This window comes from Nocardia sp. NPDC046473 (assembly GCF_040645995.1).
Classification (GTDB): domain Bacteria; phylum Actinomycetota; class Actinomycetes; order Mycobacteriales; family Mycobacteriaceae; genus Nocardia.
In genome coordinates this window covers 353,889-372,968 of the sequence record NZ_JBEYZJ010000002.1, presented here as the reverse complement: position 1 = coordinate 372,968, position 19,080 = coordinate 353,889, and the positions used below count along the sequence as shown (strand labels likewise).

Below are 19,080 nucleotides of genomic sequence, written 5' to 3'. Positions count from 1 at the left end.
GGGGTACAGCCCACCCCCGGGGCATTCGCACCAACGAGGAGGCTTCGAGATGACCAAGCCGACAACGACGAACACCGGAACGCCGGTGGAGAGCGACAACGAATCGCTCACCGCGGGCACCCAAGGCCCGATTCTGCTGCACGACCACTATCTGATCGAGAAGCTGGCCCAGTTCAACCGCGAGCGGGTGCCGGAGCGGATCGTGCACGCCAAGGGCGCCGGCGCCTACGGCGAACTGGTGGTGACCAACGACGTCAGCCGCTACACCAAGGCCAAGCTGTTCCAGCCGGGTGCGCGGACCGAGTCGCTGGTTCGTTTCTCCACCGTCGCGGGCGAGCAGGGCAGCCCCGACACCTGGCGGGACCCACGGGGTTTCGCGGTGAAGTTCTACACCGAGGACGGCAACTACGACCTCGTCGGCAACAACACCCCGGTCTTCTTCATCAAGGACCCGATCAAGTTCCCCGACTTCATCCGCTCGCAGAAGCGCCTGCCCGGCAACGGACTTCGCGACCACAACATGCAGTGGGACTTCTGGACGCTGCGCCCGGAAACCGCGCACCAGGTGACCTGGCTGATGGGCGACCGCGGCATCCCGAAGACCTACCGGCACATGAACGGCTACGGCTCGCACACCTACCAGTGGGTCAACGCCGCGGGCGAGCGCTTCTGGGTGAAGTACCACTTCAAGACCGACCAGGGCGTCGACTACCTCACCCAGGCCGACGCGGACCGGATCGCCGGCGAGAACGCCGACTACCACCGCAAGGACCTGTGGGACGCGATCGAGCGCGGCGAGTTCCCGAGCTGGACGCTGCACGTACAGGTGATGCCGGTCGCCGATGCCGAGGGCTATCGGTTCAACCCGTTCGACCTGACCAAGGTGTGGTCGCACAAGGACTACCCGCTGATCGAGGTCGGCAAGTGGACGCTGAACCGCAACCCGGGCAACTACTTCGTCGATATCGAACAGGCCGCCTTCGAGCCGTCGAATGTCGTGCCCGGCATCGGATTTTCGCCGGACAAGATGCTGCTCGGCCGGGTGTTCGCCTACGCGGACGCGCACCGCTACCGGATCGGCACCAACTACGCGCAGCTGCCGCCGAACACGGCGCGGGCCGCGGAGGTGAACTCCTACTCCAAGGAGGGCGCGATGCGGTACTCCTACAACGACGCGAGCGTGCCGGTGTACGCGCCGAACTCTTTCGGTGGTCCGCACGCCGATCCGGCGCAGGCGCCCGACGGCGGACTGTGGGAGTTCGACCCGACGATGGTGCGGGCGGGCTACGTGCAGCACGCCGAGGACGGCGACTTCACCCAGGCGGGCACCATGGTCCGCGAGGTATTCGACGATGAGCAGCGCGACCGCCTGGTGAACAACATCGTCGGGCACGTGCTCGGTGGTGTGCGGGAGCCGGTGCTGAGCCGGGTCTTCGAGTACTGGACCAACGTGGATGCCGATCTCGGCAAGCGCGTCGAGGCGGGCGTCCGCGCGGGTCTCGACAGCGGTTCGACGCCGCCGCCTTCGCAGGGCTGAGCGACGCGGCAATTCGATGCCGAGGCAGGCGGGTAACCCTTGTGGTGCGCGCCTGCCTCGGTGATAGCCGCAGGTCATCAGGACCGAAGTCGCGTTTGCGGGGCGGTGACCCGCCTGCAACAGTGATGGGATGTTTCGGCTGACGCGTGATTCCCGGGTGGCCTTGGCCACCGCCGTTCTCGTTCTACCGTTGCTCGCCGCCTGTGGCACCGACACCCCTGCTGCGCATACCGACTCGCCGAGCGCGAGCACGCAGGCCGATAATTCCGCCGCTGCCGAGGTGGCGGCGCTGGAGAAGCAGTACGCCGCGCAGATCGGTCTGTTCGCGGTCGACACCGGAAGCGGCAAGACAGTCGCCGCGGGCGGGGATGTGCGCTTCCCGTTCCTGTCCACCTTCAAAGGCTTGGCCGCCGCGGCCTTGTTGAAGGCGCACCCACTCGACACCGGCTACTTCGATCGAGTCATCCACTTCACCCCCGCCGACCTGCTCAGCTACTCGCCGGTGACCAGCACCAAGGTGGCCGAGGGCATGACGCCGGCCCAGCTGGCCGACGCCGCGATCACCCAGAGCGACAACACCGCGGGCAACCTACTGCTGCGTGAACTCGGTGGCCCGCAAGCACTTACGGACTTCCTGCGCACCCTCGGCGATCGGGTGAGTCATCTCGACCGCTGGGAACCGGACCTCAATACCGCGATCCCCGGCGATGAGCGCGACACCACCACCCCGGCCGCGCTCGCCGCCGACTACCGTGCGGTCGTGCTCGGCGATGCCCTCGGTGCGCCGGAGCGCGAGCTGCTGACCGGCTGGCTGAAGGCGAATACCACCGGCGACAAGCGCATTCGCGCGGGCGTGCCTGCGGGCTGGACGACCGGTGACAAGACCGGCACCGGCGACTATGGCTGTGCCAACGACGTGGCGGTCACCTGGCCGGACGGCGCCCACGCGCCACTGGTCATCGCGGTCCAGTCCCGCAAGCCCGCCAAGGACGCCGAGCCGAGCAACGACCTGGTTGCCGACGTCACCAGGGTCGTCGTCAAGAACCTGCACTGACGTTGTTTCCGCTGTCCGTCATTCACGTTGGCGGGCAGCGGATTTCGTTGCGATCAGGCGACGGTGCGACGGGCGCGCAGCCCGGCGGCGCCGATCAGTAGATCGGCGATGATCTCGAAAATCGCGGCGAACCAAGAGAATCCATTCACCTTGGCCGAGGCGGGCGGGTTGATGAAGCTGTCGCTGAGCGGGCCGAACCAATCCGGGAAAAGGTGCACCAGGGTGAACCCGGCCGCGCTGACGAAGCCGATGGTGACGGCCGCGGCTGCAGCCATTCGGTGACCGGTGAACACCAGCACGATGGTCGCGACCGCGAGGACGAATTGCACTGTGCCGAGCACCATTACGGTGCTGGAAACGGTGTCCATGCCCCGTCGCAGATGATCGGCGCCGTGAGTGAGCAGTGCTATCGCGAACAAGGCGGTAGCCCAGCGTAATTGGGCGAAGGCCGACCCGGCGCCGAGATCTGGCCGGGCAGCTGTCGGGTTGGTCATGGTTACCCCCATCGGACCAGAAGTGCGTACGACAACGCCGCAACTCTACGACAGAGTGTCGTAGACCTGGTCGGTTTCGGCCAGGTTGTCTCCTCGACTACAGCAGGCCCCACCAATAAAGCAGGCAGGCCAGTGCCCAGACCACCACGGTTTCCATTGCTGCTCCCAATCTCCTTGGCGCTCCTGTCTCCATCATCCGCTATCCCGGACCGGTTGATACAAACTCGGTACATTCGCCGCCCAGATGGCCTGATTACCGGCGGCTTTACGCCTGCAAGGTGTTCTTAAGTCCGTGCTAAGCCCGCGCGTGCATTGTTTGTGTCAACACCGAACGCCCCGGGTGGGGAGATCAGGGGCTTCGGTGTTCTAGCCACCACCGGGGGTGGGGAACGGAGCGTGACCTGTCTTCGAGGGGTTGACAGGTCGGGCTCCGGGGGAGAGTGCTTGCCGGGCCGGTCCACGAGGGGTGACCGGCCTGGCGAGCCACTCGGGACACTGGTACACGCTTTTCGCTGGCTCTTCCGGGAGCTGACCGGCAACGAGCACCGGGTTGCCACTGCTGAAGGTAACCGCAATGCGCGGCTACGGTCCCGACTCGAAAGGGCGGCCGGACCGGTTTCGGAGGGTAATCGGCCCGGCGCCATCGAGTAGAACTCGTTCTAGACATAATCGTGCATTTGTCTTACCTTCACTACATGGTGATCGATGCGTATCGTCCCGCTCCCGTATTCGAGCTGCGCTCCGGCGCCACCTGGACGTCGCCGTGGGAGATGTATGCCGTACTGCGCGAACAGGATCCGGTGCACCACGTGGTGCCGCCCGCGCGTCCCGGCAACGACTACTGGGTGCTCACCCGGCACGCGGACGTGTACGCGGCGGCCCGCGACAGCGAGACCTACTCCTCGCGCGACGGGTTGACCGTGGAATACGGCGAGCTGGAACAGATCGGTCTCACCGACAACCCGCCGCTGGTGATGCAGGATCCGCCGGAGCACACCGACTTTCGCAAACTCGTCGCCCGCGGGTTCACCCCGCGCCAGGTCACCGAGGTGGAACCGGTGGTGCGCCGATTCGTCCGCGACCGCCTGGACCGGATCGCCGAGGACGGCGGCGGCGACATCGTCAAGCAGGTGTTCAAGCCGCTGCCGAGCATGGTGGTGGCCTACTACCTCGGGGTGCCGGAGGAAGATCGGGCTCGATTCGACGGCTGGACCGAGGCCGTGGTCGCGGGCAGCAGCGATCGCGCGCAAACCCAGGCCATGCCCGCCTCGATGGAGATGATGGGCTACTTCGCCGAACTCATCAAGCGGCGCCGGACCGACCCGGGGGAGGACACGGTGTCGCTGCTCGTGCAGGCGGGCATGGCGGCCGACGACGCGGATGTGCGTGGCCTGGTGCAGATTCTGGCCTACACCTGGACGATGGTCGCCGGCGGCAACGACACCACGACGGGTCTGCTCGGTGGCGCGGTGCAACTGCTGCAACAACATCCGGAGCAGCGGGCCGCGTTGGTCGAGGACAAGGACCGGATCCGCACGGCCATCGAGGAATTCGCCAGGCTGACCGCGCCGGTGCAGGGACTGGCGCGGACGGTGACGCGCGATGTCGCGTTGGGCGGCAAGACAATTCCCGTCGGGCGCAAGGTATTGCTGGTGTTCGGTTCCGCGAACCGGGACGAACGCGCCTTCGGCGCCGACGCGGCGGACCTCGACATCGATCGGAATCCGCAGCGAATCCTCACTTTTGGGCACGGTCCACACCACTGCCTCGGTGCCGCCGCAGCCAGGATGCAAGCCCGGGTGGCGCTGGAGGAAGTGCTCGATCGCTTCCCGAACTTCGCGGTGGATATCGACGCGGTCGAATATGCTCCGGGACCCTATGTTCGGCGGCCGACCACCGTGCCGTTCCGGTGCGCGGCATGACCGGTGACTGGCTGGCGGACGGTCGCGCGGAGCTGGCGAGCGAGCGGATCCTCGACGCGGTCCGTGCGCTGTTCATCGATAAGGGGGTCAGCGGCGTCGGGATGGCCGAAGTCGCCGAGGCCGCAGGGTGTTCCAGGGCGACGCTCTACCGCTACTTCGACAATCGGCAGGCCCTGTACGTCGCGTTCGCCGGTCGCGAGGCACGTCAGGTGGTCGAGCGCGTGTGGCGCGATCCGGCTGTCAGCGCCGCCACCGACCCTGGGGAGCAACTGCTCGACGGATTCACCGCCTTGATCGCCGAGGTTCGGAAAACACCACACCTTGCTGTGTGGTTCGCGCCTGCCAACGCGGGAATCGTTGCTCAGCTGTCGAATTCATCCGAGGTGGTGGACGCCCTCGCCACCGACTTCGTCAGCGGCTTCCGACCGGACCTATCCGCGCCTGCCGCCCGCCGACTCGGTCAATGGTTCGTCCGTGTGATGGTGTCCCTGCTGACCCTGCCCGGCGCGGGCGAAGACGAAGAGCGAATGCTGCTCCGTAACTTCGCACTTCCGTTCCTGCTCGACCAGCGAACGACAATCGAATAGCCGGGTACGACAACGACCGGAGCCGTGCTGGACGGTTCCGGTCGAGGTGGGTTCGGGTTACCGCTGGACAGTCTGCGCGGAGTAGTCGGGCAGGTCGTAGGACTCGGTCTTGCTGAGCATCTTCATCATGAGCGGCTTCATCGCCTTCGAGGTCATCAGCTTGCTGACGGCCTGGCCCGCGCGAATGCCGAAGTTCGACTGGGGGGTCATGGCCTTCAGTCCACCCGGCGGGAGCTCCTGGGCCTTCGCGATGAACGGGCGGAGCACCTCCTCGTAGCGGGCCAGGGCGAGCTCGGGATCGCCTGGGTGCGTGGCGATTTCACCGGCGAGCACGTACGCGCCGATCAGTGCCATCGCGGTGCCGTTGCCGGTGAGCGGTGAACCGCAGTATCCGGCATCGCCGAGCAGCACGACCCGGCCCTTCGACCAGGTCGGCATGTCGATCCGGGCCAGGTCGTCGAAGTAGAAGTCGGTCGCCTCGGCCATGGCGGCGGTGATCCTGGCCGCTTCCCAGCCGCCATCGGCCAGCCGCTGCCGGATCAGGTCCTGCTGGGCCGAAACATCGCGGCGCAGTGCGGGATCGGCCTTGGTGCGGATGGTGACCAGGGCCTTGGACGTCGCCGGGTCGGTGTCGGGGCGCAGGCCGATATTGGTCGCGCCGACCAGCGAGTGCATGGTGAACCAGTTGTTCTCCACGCTGTCGGGAGTGGGCAGGGTGAAGAAGGACATATACCCGCCCAGGTAGGTCGAGAACTCATCTTCCGGGCCGAACACCATCCGGCGGGTGCCGGAATGCAGTCCATCGGCGCCGATCACGATGTCGAAGCGCTGCTGCACACCGGAGGCGAAAGTGACCTCGATGCCCGCCTCGTCCTGTGTCAGCTCGACGATCCACTCGCCGTAGCGGTAGTCGACGCCGCCCGCTTCGGCCAGCGCGTCGAGCAGCACCTGGTTGAGATCGCCTCGGGTGAGCTCGATTTCGGCGACCGCGCCCTTGCCGTCGAACAGCTCGGTGGGCATCCGCAGCACTTCGCGGCCAGCGGCGTCCACGAACTTCATGCCGCGCTCATCGAGCTGGTACTTGCGGATGCCCGGCATCAGGCCCATCCGCTCCGCCACCTCGCAGCTCGGCCCGCGCAGGTCGACAGCCTGCCCGCCCGGTCGCGGTGCCTCGGCCCGCTCCACCACGGTGGCGCGGATGCCTGCCCGAAGCAGTTGCAGGGCGACCGCGTTGCCGCCGATGCCGCCGCCGGCGATGAGGATGCGGAGCTCGGTGGAGTGGTTGTCTGCGTTGACTGGTCGCTCGCTGCGCTCGCTCATGATCTGTTCCTTGCGTTGGTCTGAATGTCTTAGACATATGTCTACAGCGTTCTTGCACAAATGTCTAGCACAAATGTGCAAGGCATCCTTACGGTAGAAGCATGGGAAACAGAGAAGCACTGCTCGCTGCCGCCCGCGCCTGCGTCTACCAGCGGGGATTCGCCGGTACGACGGCGCGCGACATCGCCACCGCGGCAGGGGTGAGCCTGGCCTCGATCGGCTATCACTTCGGTTCGAAGGAGCGTCTGCTCACTGAGGCCTTCACCGAGGCGACAGGTCAGCTGCTGAGTGACGAACTAGCGAAGCGGATTCGGAGTGCGGCCCGCGACCGATCGCGGGCCGAGGCGTTCGCCGACACCTGGTCCGGCATCGAGGAACTCTTCGGCCGCCACCGAAACGGGCTCGTCGCCAGCGCCGAGAACCTGATCCGCAGCCACCGCGCGATGGCTACTGATCAGCGCCACATGGCGACGGTCCATGAACATGCGATCGCCGACTTCGCGGCCCTGGTCGGCGAATTGCATCCGCCGCTGTCCGAAACTCAGGCCCGCGCCATCGGCAAGCTGTACTTCGTCCTCGTCAACGGCCTAGCGCTGCAATGGATCAGCGATCCCGCCAGCCCGCTCCCCACCGGCGAAGAACTCGCCACCGCCATAGCCGCCCTTGCTCCCTGAGGGGCACATGGCTGCGGCCGATGTGCCGCTCACGGCGCTATCCGCGCTGCTCGAGGTAGGATATCCAGCCGCCGAATTCGGTGATGTCGGTGGCTGTGCGTGCCGCGTCGTAGGTGCAGGCGAAGCCGATTACCGAACGGCCGTCGGACAATTCGATGCTGGTCAGCGCCATGGGTGCGGGCAGGGCGGCGAGGAAGCTGCCGAGCCCGGCCTCGGAGACGCGGAAGAGCTCGCCGAGGATGGGGGCGCCGAGGCCGTCGCCGTGGCGGACGAGTCCCGGCTTCGCGGGAGTGGTGTTCAACGCGGTCAGGCGGTAGGCGTCGGTGGTGTGGATTTCTCCCGCAAAGCGAGCGCCGATCTGTTCGAGCTGCCAGTGCAGTGGCTGGCCGCGCAGGTGTGCCCCGAAAACGGCCAGTTCGACGCCGCGTTCGACCAGCAGCGGGGCCGTTTCGGCACCGAGCATGCGGGCGGCGAGATCGACGGCGACCTGGTCGCCGAAGGCGGGCGTCACCAGCATGACGCCGAAAGGGGCGCCGTCGGCGGTGGATTCGCCAGGGAACGCGATCGATGCCATGTCGAGCAGGTTGCAGAAGTTGGTGTAGGTGCCCAAGCGCCTGTTGATGCCGATCGGGTCCGCTTGTACCGTAGCGATACTCGGATGTTCGGTCGTCGTCGGCAGCAGCAGTGCGTCGAAGCCGTCGAGCAGTTCGGTGGCGGACGCGCGGGCGCGAGCCAAGGCGTCGAGATCGGCGGCGAATGCGGGACCGGTTGTGCGACCTGCCGATTCGATGATCGTAGCGACCGTTGGGTCGGCGCCGGCGGGTGCCGTCTCCAGGAAAGCGCCGACCGCCGCATAGCGTTCGGCGACGATCGCACCGTCGTAGAGCAGGCGTGCCGCATCGAGCAGGCCGGAGATGTCGACCTCCTCGATCTTCGCGCCGGAATCCGCGACGACGGCGGCGGTGCGCGCGAACGCATCCCGGTACGGCCCGCTCAACGCGATCAGGTCCGCGGCGCGCGGGATCGCGATGCGCGGCGCCAGCGGGGCGGCCAGCAGGACGTCGGCGGGCCAGGTGCGACTGCGCGGATCCCGCGACTCGGATCCCGACATCACTGCGGCCACCGCCACTGCACCCGTGAGGTCCGCGGCGAAAACGGTGACCGCGTCGTAGTCCGCGCACGCGGGCACGACCCCGTGCGCGGGGATGACGCCCAAAGTGGCCTTGATGCCGACGATTCCGTGCAGCGCCGCCGGGACGCGACCGGAACCCGCTGTGTCGGTGCCGATTCCGATGTCGGCGATACCGAGCGCCACCGCCGCCGCCGACCCCGAGCTGGAACCACCGGAAATGAGCGTCGGATCGTACGCGTTCCGCACGGCCCCGTACGGGCTGCGCGTGCCGACCAGCCCCGTGGCGAACTGGTCGAGGTTGGTCTTGCCGAGCACGATCGCGCCCGCCGCGACGAGCCGCTCGATCGCGGCTGCGGTCACCTCGGCGGTATAGGCGAATTCGGGACAGCCCGCGGTCGTCGGCAGCCCGGCGACGTCGATGTTGTCCTTGACCGCCACCAGCACACCGGCCAACGCGAGCGAAGCGCCGTCGGCGAGCCGCCGTTCGACCGCCGCGGCGTCGGCGGCGACCTCGCTCTCCGGGCGCAGGGTGATCCACACCTCGGGCCGATCCACCTCGGCGATCCGCCGATACGCGGCGGTCACCCGCTCGGTGGGTGATGCGCTGTTGCCGGAGCGTACGGCAGCCGGCCGGGTGGGTAGGTACGGCTCGTCGGCGGTCATTCAGTCGACTCCGATCACTGCTAGTGGGGTTCCCGGTTCTACTTTGGCACCTGGTGTGGCAAGTACCTTCAAAACCGTGCCGGCGCCCGGGCTGTGCACCGGCAGTTCGAGTTTCATCGCCTCCAGTACGGCGATCGGGGCGCCCGCCGTGAGTCGTTGTCCCGCTACGACTTCGATCCGCCAGACATTGCCGATCATCGGCGCTGTCACCACGGTCGCGCCAGGCGGCATGCCCGCAAGCGGGTCGTCGATGGGTTCGACGGCCGCGGTCGCGGTGGGGCGATCGAATTCGCCTGCCGCGCGCCAGGCGGCCTTCTCCGCTTCGAACGCCGTCGCCTGCTTCGACTCGAACTCGGCGATGGAGTCGGCTTCCGTCCTGAGCATGCGCAGGTGGTCGGCCAGCGCGAAGGTACCGTCGCTCACCTCCGCGTCGAATCGGCCCGCCGCGGCGGCCGCACGATGTTCCAGGAGTTGTTCGGCGCTCACCGGTTCCCAGACGATGCGGTCGAAGAACCGGAACAGCCAGGGCGTGCCCGGCTCGAACGGCGCGGACTGGCGGTAGCTGGACCAGATCGGCACGGTCCGTCCGATCAGCTGGTATCCGCCGGGCGAGGCCATGCCGTAGACGCACAGGTACTTGCCGCCGATGCCGACCGCGTCCGACGGTGTCCAGGTGCGAGCCGGGTTGTATTTCGTGGTCGCCAGTCGGTGCCGTGGATCGAGCGGAACCGCCAGCGGCGCACCGAGATACACGTCGCCGAGGCCGAGCACGAGGTATTCGGCGTCGAACACGGTGACGCGGACGTCGTCGACGCTGTCGAGTCCGTTGATGCGGCGGATGAATTCGGTGTTCGACGGCAGCCACGGGGCGGTGTCGCGAACGCCACTGCGGTATCTATCGATCGCCTCGGCGATCGACGGGTCGTCGAACGAGAGCGGCAGCCGGATGGTGCGGCTCGGCACCACCAGGTCGGTGGTCGCTGGCAGCGCGAGTTCGAGCTCGTGCAGCGTGCCGAGCAGCCGATATTGCGGCAGCACTGCGGGATCGAAGTGGATGTGCAGCGAGCGGACGCCGGGGGTGACATCGAGGATGCCGGGCAGGCCGGTGCTCGCCAGCGCCTCGGCGAGCGCGTGCACCCGCATGCGCAGGCCCAGATCCAGCACCATGTCGCCGTATTCGACCAGGATGTTGTCGTCGCCGCCGCGCAGATAGGCGACCTTTGGTCGATCGCCGTCGCCGTCGAGAGCGCCGAGGATTCCTCGATCACGCAGTGCGGCAAGGGGATTCGTGGCGAAGTCGTGCGCGCGAGCGGTGTTCGATTCGCGCAGCGTGATCGCCTCGTCGTCGGTGACCGGCACGAAGCGGAGCGTGTCGCCGGGCCGTAGTTGGCCGAGCTTCCAGCGGTGTGCCGAGACCACGGTCAGCGGACAGGCGAAACCGCCGAGGCTCGGGCCGTCGGGGCCGAGCAGGATCGGAGTGTCGCCGGAGACGTTCACAGTGCCGACGCTGTACGGGTTGTCGTGCAGGTTGGACGGGTGCAGCCCGGCGTCGCCGCCGTCGGTGCGCGACCAGGTCGGTTTGGGTCCGTCGAGGCGGATGCCGGTGCGGTTGGCGTGGCTGCCGACTTGCCAAGGGTGCGTATAGAACTGGGTCATGTCGGCGTCGGTGAAGTAGGCCGGGGAGGTTTGCGGCCCTTCGCCGACAGCGAGCTGCCAGTCGTGAGTGAAGTCCGGGCGTTCGCGCGGCGGTACCTCGGCCGGGGTGCCGAGGGTGTGCCCGGCGGTCGCCGCAATGCCCAGAACATCGCCTGCCACCACGGCTTTGCCGGTGACACCGCCGAAGCCGCCGAGGGTGAAGGTGGCGGCACTGCCGTGATAGAGCGGTGCGTCGATGCCGCCGCGGACCGCCAGATAGGTGCGCAGGCCGGAATCAGTCGGCGCGCCGATGTCGAGTACCGAACCGGCGGGCACGGTGATCGGCTGCCACATGGGCACGGGTTGTCCGTCGACCGTGACCGGAGTGGGTGCGCCGGTCACGCACACCACCGCGGTGTCGGAGAAGCGCAGCTGCGGGCCCTGCAGGGTGCATTCCAGTGCGGGCACGCCGACCGGATTGCCGACCGCGGTATTGGCGAGGGTGAACGAGAGATCGTCCATCGGGCCCGACGGCGGAATGCCTACCTGCCACAGGCCGATTCGGCCCGGATAGTCCTGCACCGTCGTCATGGTGCCGCCGCGCAGGACATCGATGCGACGGCCGACCGGGCGGATATCGGCGAGCGTGGTCGTGACGTGTTGCGCGGCCAGCACGCGCGGATCGCGGGCCGCCTGGCGCAGTTGGGGCAGGTTGGTCTGCACGCCATAGATGCGCGAGTCGGCGAGTGCGCCGGTGAGCCGGGCGAAGGCCTGGTCGCGGCTGTCGCCGACCGCGATGACCTTGGCCAGCAGCGGGTCGTAGTACGGACTCACCTCGGTGCCGGTGCTCACCCAGGTGTCGACGCGGATGCCGGTCTCGTGCGCGGCCGGCTCGGCACTGGTCTCGACCGGAAAGGCGGCGGCCGTGATCAATCCGGCGCTCGGGCGGTAGTCGTGGCCCGGATCCTCCGCGTAGACCCGGGCTTCCACGGCCCAGCCGGTGATCGGCGGACCGCTCTCCGGTTGTTCGTCCACCATCGAGGTGTCGCCGCCGGCCAGGCGCAGCATCCACGCGACCAAGTCGACGCCGGTCACCGCCTCCGTCACCGGATGTTCCACCTGCAGACGGGTATTCATCTCCAGGAACGACGCGGTGCCGTGGTCGGCGTCGTAGACGAACTCCACCGTTCCGGCCGAGCGGTAGCCGACCGATCTCGCCAGTTCCCTTGATGCCGAGAGCAATTGGTCCGTCAGCGCCGGACTCAGGTCAGGTGCGGGCGCTTCCTCCAGCACCTTCTGATTGCGTCGCTGCAGCGAACAATCCCTGGTGCCGAGGCTGACCACCCGGCCGTGGCCGTCGCCGAACAACTGCACCTCGACGTGCCTGGCCCGTGCGACGAAGCGTTCCAGGAAGACGCCGGTCGAGCCGAAGTTCGTTGCCGCAAGGCGCTGTACGCGCTGGTAGGCGGTGCGTAGCTCGGCGGCGTCGGAGCAGGCCTGCATGCCGATGCCGCCACCGCCGCCGACCGCCTTGAGCATCACCGGGTAACCGATCCGATCGGCTTCCGCGGCCGCGTGGTCGGCCGAGTCGAGCAGTCCGCTGCCCGGAATGAGTGGAACGCCGACGGCGCGCGCCGCTTCCCGGGCGGTGTGCTTGTCGCCGAAGATGCGCAGCTGCTCGGCGGTCGGGCCGACGAATCGCACACCCGACGCGGCCACTGTCGTGGCGAAATCCGCGTTCTCCGAGAGGAATCCGTAACCGGGATGGATAGCGCCCGCGCCGGTTGCCAACGCCGCCTCGATGACCCGATCCGCGCGGAGATAGGACTCGGCTGCCGGGCCGGGCCCCAAACGCACCGCGACATCGGCCATTTCGACATGGGCCGCGCCGGTGTCGGCATCGGAGTAGACCGCGACCGTCTTCAGGCCGAGCGCCTTCGCGGATCGCATGATCCGGCAGGCGATCTCGCCACGGTTGGCGACCAGCACCGTATCGAATTCCAGCCTCACGTGCTTCTCCCTATTCAGTTGAGCGTTATTCGGCGGCCATCGCGGCGATGGCCCGGGTGACTCGTTCGAGCACCACGTCCAGCGATTCGCCGATATGCGTGTGCAGCAGTCGGTAGGCGAGGGAAAGGTCGTCGGCCAGTACGGCTTCCAGGATGCCGAGGTGCTCGGCGATGGTGGTCTCGATGCGGTTGTTGACCATGAAGTCGTACATCCGGACGTGCCGGATCCGCGAATTCACCGCCTTCAACGCCCGCACCATTTCGGCATTACCGGCCGCGGTCAGCAAGGTGACGTGGAATTCCTCGTCCCGCACCACGAATCCCGGCTCCTGCACCGGCGGATCGGCCCGCAATGCCAGCCAGGCGTCGCGCTCGACCTCGAGCAGCGCCCGATCGTGCGTCACCGTGGCATTGGTCATCGCCCGCTGTATCCCGCCGAGCTCCACCGTGATTCGCAGCTCGTACAGGTCGCGGATCAACGGAATACTCGGCCGCACCGGACTGAATCCGTACTCCTCGCGCTGCAGCAGCCCGTCGGAACACAGCACCGTCAACGCTTCCCGAATCGGCGTCCGCGAAATCCCGAACCGCGCCGACAGTTTCGGTTCGGTGAGCCGCTCCCCGAACTTGATGTCCCCATTCATCAACTCGCTACGCAGCGCCGCATACACCACGTCCCGAAGCGGCCGCCCCGCCGCATCTTCTACTGTGGCCACCCGTGTCGACATGCCTGTATACGCTATGGAGCTCGCGTTTCAGCAATGTGACAACAGGTTAGCAAGGCGTAAGGGTCTGCTCACCGCTCCCTGATTTCGCCGCAGGGACGTCGCCGTTCACGGCTTCATCAATTCAGCCCGAAGTCCGGGATACGGATCGACGATGTGCCGCGGCACTTCCGCGCGAAGCACGGATCGGAGCTCCACAAGTAGCGCACCGGCCACATAGTGGCGGCCTCGCGTCTCCCCACGCGCGGCGAGCAGGCCGAGGTCGGTCAGTGTCTTGAGGTCGCGGGAGGCCGTTCGTTCATCGATCTGGGCACGAGTGAGGTATCCGTGTCGGCGGATGCGGAACCCGATCAGAGCGTCGTACAGGATGTCGGCGGCCCGTTCCGGCAGCTTGTGCGTGCCGAGGAGGTCGTCGAGGTGCGACCAGGCGCGCTCGGTGCGCTGCATCCGGCCCTCGACGGTCTGCGCCTGGATGTCGTGGGCGCGCAGGTTGAACTTCAACCACAGCCCGGCGTCGCGCTCGGGCGACCAGGCGCCCGCCCCGGTGACAGCCAGAATGCGGTAGTAGTCGTCGGTATTGACGCCGAGCCATTCCTCGATACTGCAGAAGGTCGGTTCGGCGATCCCGCCACGGGATACGACCAGGGTCTGGATGGCTCGCGCCATTCGCCCGTTGCCGTCGCGGAAGGGATGGATCATCACCAGGTTCAGGTGTGCCATGGCACCGGCCACGATCGGGTCGGTGTCGGACTCGAGCGCACCGGCGAGTTCGGTCATCAATCCGGGGACCAGCGCCGAGCCGGGACCTTCGTAGACGGCGTCGCCGCCGGTGTCCTCGCGCACGTAGATCGGTCCGGTGCGGTATTGGCCAGGACTCTTCGTGAGGTCGTGGCCGAGCAGCATGAAATGCAGTGCCCTGATAGTGGATTCGTCGACCGGCGCCGCAGTCTGTGCCACCGTCAGCACGTAGCCGAGGGCCTGCCGGTAACCGCGAATTTCGGCGAAGGTCCGCTCGTCGGCGGTGAGCGCTTCTTCGTAGTCGACCGCGGCGGCCGCGTCATCGGTTTCCACCCGGTAGCCCTCGATGCTGTTCGAGCCGCGGATGGCGCGGGCCATGAGACTGCGGCGCAGCAGCCCCGGCCAGCGTTTGGGCACTCGCATGGCCGACGCGAGGCTGGCCCGCCGCCGGTAGATGCCCGCCAGTACGGCCTGGTCGGTGGAGTTGAGCTCGGGTGTCGCATACAGCACTGGTCGCTCTCCGATGTCTTGATGTCTCTAATCTTAGGACAAATTGAGATTTATGGCTCTAAATTAGAGACATCAGGACAGGACGACCTGCGGAAATGCGGTGTGGGCAGGGGCGCTGCGAGGGATGGGGACAGTTGTGGATGGTTCGCCGGACCGCCGACAGCCACGCCGCCGATGCCGCTAGCGGGCCCAGCGTTGCGCTGATCAAGGCTTGGATCGATGGGAAGACGGCGAAATAGACCGGGAGGGATGGGGATAGGCGAAGCCGTGCATGGATCATGTTGTCGGCCAACGCCCTTGGTTAAACGGCGAAAGGGGCGCACACTTTTGGTGACAGGTGTTCGCGGTGGGATGGGAGGCCGATGATCGGAATTCCCTGCGGTACAACCCGATAGGCGGGGACCGTGGCGGATCAGTAGGGCGAGGACGTCGAGAGTGACTGTGCTCGAACGGGGTTCGGTGGTTGGCGACGCGGGGCCACCGTAGTCGAGCGGCGTGGGTAGAGCCGAGTTCTCGGTCAGGCGTTGGCGAGTTTGTACTCGAGCACATCGCGCGGTTCACCGGCGCCGAAGTAGCGTTCTTCGTAGCCGGTCCAGGCGAAGCCGATGCGACGGTAGAGGTTGTATGCCGACTGGTTGGTCGGGCGGACGGTGATGCGCACACTGCGCATCGCGCGCTGCCTACATAGGTCGATCGCCTCTTTGAGCAGGGTCGAACCGTAACCTCGACCGCAACAGCGCTCGCTGACCGCGAGGCTGAGCAGCCAGCCGCGTCGATCCGGAGTGAGCGCGACCAGTACATGGCCGAGGACGATGCTGTCGGCCTCCACGATCAGCCAGTTGGCGCCGTGTAGGTCGAAGAGCTGGCGCAAAACGAAGTACGGGTAGGCCTGGTCGCCGAAGCGCTCGGCCTCGATTGCGGCGACATCGACGAGATCGGAAAGCTCCGCACTCCGATACACGGGCGACGGTGACGTCGTCGCGCTGCCCACTGTGCTCCCTTGCGCGGTAACACGAGTCATAAAACACAGCGTAAGCGTTTGCTCGGTCGGTCGAGGCGAACCCGGTGTGCACGATCCGGATCGAGATCGTTCAGGTGGAGTCATGCGGCCTCGCTGAGCCGTTCGGTGAACGCCGTACCCGAATCGATCCGGCTATCGCCGTTGCTCGCGCTTCACCGGCAGTTTGCCTGCGTAGCGGTCGTTTTCAGGCAGTGCCACCGCCGATCCGAATGTGCTCTGCCGTCACCGCTTCGGCGTCGTCGCTCACCAGCAAGGCCACCGCTCGAGTGATCTCGGTTGAAGCTTTGATGCGATCGAGGAAGTTTGTGCCCATAACGTAACTCGTTTCGTGCTCGGCCTTTTCCGCGCTGTCCGCCTTCGGATCGGCCGTGCCGGGGCTGACCGCGTTGACCGCGATCCGCCGCGGCGCGAAATCCGTGGCAAGCGCGCGGGTGAACTCCGCGATGGCCGTCATCGCGGCGTTGTCGACGGCGTTGCCGGGCGCGGTGGAACTGCCGACGGTGATGATGCGGCCACCGTCGGACAGGTGAGCGGCGGCGAGTTGTATGCCGTAGAAAACGGCCTTGGCGGGAGCCGCGAAGCCGAGGTCGAACTCCTCCTCGGAAATCTCCTGCAGGGGCGTCTTGATCGCCGCTGCGGTGGTCTGCACCAGCACGTCCCAGTGCCCGCACTCTTCCAGCAGAGCCTGGATCAGCTCCTCGTATTCGGCCCGATCGCCGATATCGGCGGCGAGGGCCAACGCTGAGCCGCCCGCGTTGGTGATCTCCTTGACCACGTCGGCGGCCGATTCCGGCGCGTGCGGATGCTGGATCACCACCTGCGCCCCCTGCTCGGCCAGCGTCTTGGCGATGGACTTGCCGATCCCGGTGTCGGCGCCGGTGATCAGGGCCGTCTTTCCGGTCAGCGGGCCGGTCTTGTTCATGGCCTTGCCTTTCCGTATGCGCCGCTGGGTGCGCAGCAGAGCAAGTATGCATTCCGCATCGGCGCAAAATCGACTGCTTCGCTACCCCATTGGGCTGTCTCGATGGGATCGCGTGCCGCTGCGACAGGCTCCGGAAACGGGTCTGCCCCCTGCCGGTGAAGGCAGGGGGCAGACCGTTCGTCTCAACCACGAGTCGGGGTGACAGGATTTGAACCTGCGACCTCTTCGTCCCGAACGAAGCGCGCTACCAAGCTGCGCCACACCCCGTGAATCGAACCTGGACTACCTTACAACAAGGACGGTGTAGACGTTAAACCGCCAGGTCAGCGGGGTATTCCAGGCCGAGGTCAGGCGTCGTGCGGGCGGATGCTGGTGAAGATGCGCTTGGCGGTGTCGGCGTCGAGTGCGTTGGGGACGCCGGTGTCGGCGGTGATCACCATCACGAAGCTGCCGTTTTCGGTGGGGAAGGCGGCGGTGTAGACGGAGTACGCGGTGGCGCAGCCGGGCTTGGCCTGGGTGACGGTGCCCTTGGTCTCCACGAACATGCCCTTCTGGGTCCCGTCCAGCGATTCGAGCGGGACGGGCGGGGCGGGGTGCGGGTCGGCGGAGGCGGTGTAGGCGAGCTTGGCGGTCCGGGTGCCGAGATCGGTTGCGGCGGTGCCGGAATCGGCGTCCTTGGAGCCGGTGAGGAACGACGCGGTGCGGGTCGAGCCGGGGCAGTAGCCCTTGCCGTCGCTGGCGTAACCCTTGCCCGCTACCGCGTTCGGCGGCTCACCGTACCCGCCGATGGCGGTTTCCGGTGCGATCGTCCAGCCCGGCGGCACGTCGTAGGCCGCGCCGCGATCGGGCGCGACCACGACCTGGTAGCCGGGGACCACCGGATTCTCGTGGCGGCTCGAGCTGGTCGGGGTCGGCGGTGCGGTGGTCTTCGACGGTGTCGGCTGCGCACCCCCGCTGGTGGTGAGCGCACTCACCATTGAGGGCGAGTTGCGTTGCGAGTCGGCGTTGTTCGACCCGCGCTTGGCCAGCGTCACCGCGGTCACCGCGCCCGCGGCGACCAGCAGCACCACCAACCCGATCAGCAGCACGGCTTTCCCGCGTCCGCTCGGCGGCGGCCCACTCGTGGCGTGGCTGGGCGGCAGCTGCTGTGGCGGCCCGCCGAACCCGCTCTGTGGCGCGTACGCACCGGCCGGCGGCTGTCCGTACTGCGGCGCGGCATAGGTGGGCGCCGGGGCCGCAGACTGCCATTGCGGCGCGGGATCGGGCTGGCCTAGTCGAGTGGCGTTGGGATAGCCGAGCAGGGTCGGCGCGGCTTCGCCGGGCGCGTTAGGGCTCGGTTCGGGAGTGCCGAGGCTCGGCTGCCAGAGGCCGACCGGCTCACCGGTACCGCGCGACAGCGGCTGTGCCATGAGGGTCGGGTCGGCTTGCCCTGGTGCCTGCCACGATGCGGGCGCCTGACCACCGGATACGGGCTGTGCCATGAGAGTTGGGTCGGATCGGCCTGCGGTGGGTACCTGCCACTGCTGAGGCTGACTGCTGCCGCCTGGCAGCCACTGTGCGTTGGGTGTGGAACCGCCACTGCTGGGCTGCCACTGCGAGTTCGGCGCCGGGGCCGACCCGCTGTCAGCGGGCTGCCACTGTGCATTCGGGGCGGGAGTCGGCCCGCCCGGCTGCCATTGCGCGTTTGGTGCCGGGGCCGTCCCGCCGTTACCCGGTTGCCACTGCGAGTTTGTCGCGGGAGCCGATCCCCACTGCGCGGGCTGGCCTTGCCCGCTGGGACTCGGCTGCCATTGATAGTTGGGTTCCGACTGCCGCTGCACCGTGGGATCGGCCCCAGCACCGGGCGTATTCGTCCCCGGCTGCCACTGGACGGTCGGATCCGGCTGCCCGGACCCGGCGGCCGACGGCCATTGCACCTGCTCGTGGAAACCCGAATCCCGCTTCCACGGCCGCGCGGGTGCGGCCTGCTCGGCCGTTTCGTCCGCAGACCCGGCCGGGTCGAATTGGTCTGCGCCGTACGACTGTTGCTGATTTGGGTGCGCCGCACCGGGCTGGCCCAGAACGGTCGGGTCGTTGCGCCGGTCGTCGAATCCACTCACAGTTGTCCCCTGCCTGACACACGTCTCGGCACGCGACC

General features: G+C 67.3%; 14 protein-coding genes and 1 tRNA gene. 5 read left to right on the top strand and 10 right to left on the bottom strand.

All coding sequences use genetic code 11. From position 1 onward, the window contains the following. Positions 1 to 49: 49 nt before the first annotated feature. On the top strand, positions 50 to 1,537 hold the full coding sequence (locus ABZ942_RS07250) for a catalase (protein ID WP_357379839.1): 1,488 nt from the start codon (positions 50 to 52) through the stop codon (positions 1,535 to 1,537). A 130-nt stretch (positions 1,538 to 1,667) separates the two neighbouring features. Continuing rightward, on the top strand, positions 1,668 to 2,591 hold the full coding sequence (gene bla / locus ABZ942_RS07245) for a class A beta-lactamase (RefSeq protein WP_357379838.1): 924 nt from the start codon (positions 1,668 to 1,670) through the stop codon (positions 2,589 to 2,591). 53 nt (positions 2,592 to 2,644) lie between these two features. Here the strand turns inward: bla and ABZ942_RS07240 are convergent, their stop codons facing one another. After that, positions 2,645 to 3,085, bottom strand: coding sequence for a hypothetical protein (locus ABZ942_RS07240; RefSeq protein ID WP_357379837.1), 441 nt, complete (start codon positions 3,083 to 3,085; stop codon positions 2,645 to 2,647). Positions 3,086 to 3,780: 695 nt separating this feature from the next. On the opposite strand from ABZ942_RS07240, the gene ABZ942_RS07235 reads away from it, so the two are divergent. Both ABZ942_RS07235 and ABZ942_RS07230 read left to right on the top strand, forming a co-directional pair. Continuing rightward, entirely contained in the window at positions 3,781 to 5,007 is a 1,227-nt protein-coding gene (locus tag ABZ942_RS07235) for a cytochrome P450 (RefSeq protein WP_357379836.1), read from the top strand. Next, complete coding sequence (locus ABZ942_RS07230) at positions 5,004 to 5,594, top strand: helix-turn-helix domain-containing protein (protein ID WP_357379835.1); 591 nt, start codon at positions 5,004 to 5,006, stop codon at positions 5,592 to 5,594. Before ABZ942_RS07235 ends, ABZ942_RS07230 begins: the two co-directional genes overlap by 4 nt. Before the next feature lie 57 nt (positions 5,595 to 5,651). Here ABZ942_RS07230 and ABZ942_RS07225 read toward each other — a convergent pair whose 3' ends face one another. After that, entirely contained in the window at positions 5,652 to 6,914 is a 1,263-nt protein-coding gene (locus ABZ942_RS07225; RefSeq protein WP_357379834.1) for an FAD-dependent monooxygenase, read from the bottom strand. A 101-nt stretch (positions 6,915 to 7,015) separates the two neighbouring features. Between ABZ942_RS07225 and ABZ942_RS07220 the strand changes: the two genes are divergently transcribed. Next, positions 7,016 to 7,588 carry a TetR family transcriptional regulator gene (locus tag ABZ942_RS07220; RefSeq protein ID WP_357379833.1) on the top strand — a complete coding sequence of 191 codons (573 nt, stop codon included), beginning with the start codon at positions 7,016 to 7,018 and terminating at the stop codon, positions 7,586 to 7,588. 37 nt (positions 7,589 to 7,625) lie between these two features. Here ABZ942_RS07220 and atzF read toward each other — a convergent pair whose 3' ends face one another. The 8 genes from atzF to ABZ942_RS07180 form a co-directional block, all read right to left on the bottom strand. Next, positions 7,626 to 9,383 carry an allophanate hydrolase gene (gene atzF, locus ABZ942_RS07215; protein ID WP_357379832.1) on the bottom strand — a complete coding sequence of 586 codons (1,758 nt, stop codon included), beginning with the start codon at positions 9,381 to 9,383 and terminating at the stop codon, positions 7,626 to 7,628. Then, entirely contained in the window at positions 9,384 to 13,028 is a 3,645-nt protein-coding gene (gene uca, locus ABZ942_RS07210) for an urea carboxylase (RefSeq protein ID WP_357379831.1), read from the bottom strand. It lies immediately after the preceding gene. Between the two features lie 25 nt (positions 13,029 to 13,053). After that, positions 13,054 to 13,755, bottom strand: coding sequence for a GntR family transcriptional regulator (locus ABZ942_RS07205; RefSeq protein ID WP_357379830.1), 702 nt, complete (start codon positions 13,753 to 13,755; stop codon positions 13,054 to 13,056). A 105-nt stretch (positions 13,756 to 13,860) separates the two neighbouring features. Next, the gene (locus tag ABZ942_RS07200) at positions 13,861 to 15,000 is read right to left on the bottom strand and encodes a Fic family protein (RefSeq protein ID WP_357379829.1); all 1,140 of its coding nucleotides are present in this window, start codon (positions 14,998 to 15,000) and stop codon (positions 13,861 to 13,863) included. 517 nt (positions 15,001 to 15,517) lie between these two features. Further along, a complete protein-coding gene (locus ABZ942_RS07195; protein ID WP_357379828.1) occupies positions 15,518 to 16,021 on the bottom strand; it encodes an N-acetyltransferase in 504 nt (167 codons plus the stop codon). A gap of 184 nt (positions 16,022 to 16,205) precedes the next feature. Next, on the bottom strand, positions 16,206 to 16,943 hold the full coding sequence (locus ABZ942_RS07190) for an SDR family oxidoreductase (RefSeq protein ID WP_357379827.1): 738 nt from the start codon (positions 16,941 to 16,943) through the stop codon (positions 16,206 to 16,208). A 193-nt stretch (positions 16,944 to 17,136) separates the two neighbouring features. Continuing rightward, positions 17,137 to 17,210 (bottom strand) — tRNA-Pro (locus ABZ942_RS07185). Between the two features lie 80 nt (positions 17,211 to 17,290). Further along, on the bottom strand, positions 17,291 to 19,042 hold the full coding sequence (locus ABZ942_RS07180; protein WP_357379826.1) for a hypothetical protein: 1,752 nt from the start codon (positions 19,040 to 19,042) through the stop codon (positions 17,291 to 17,293). Positions 19,043 to 19,080: the final 38 nt, after the last annotated feature.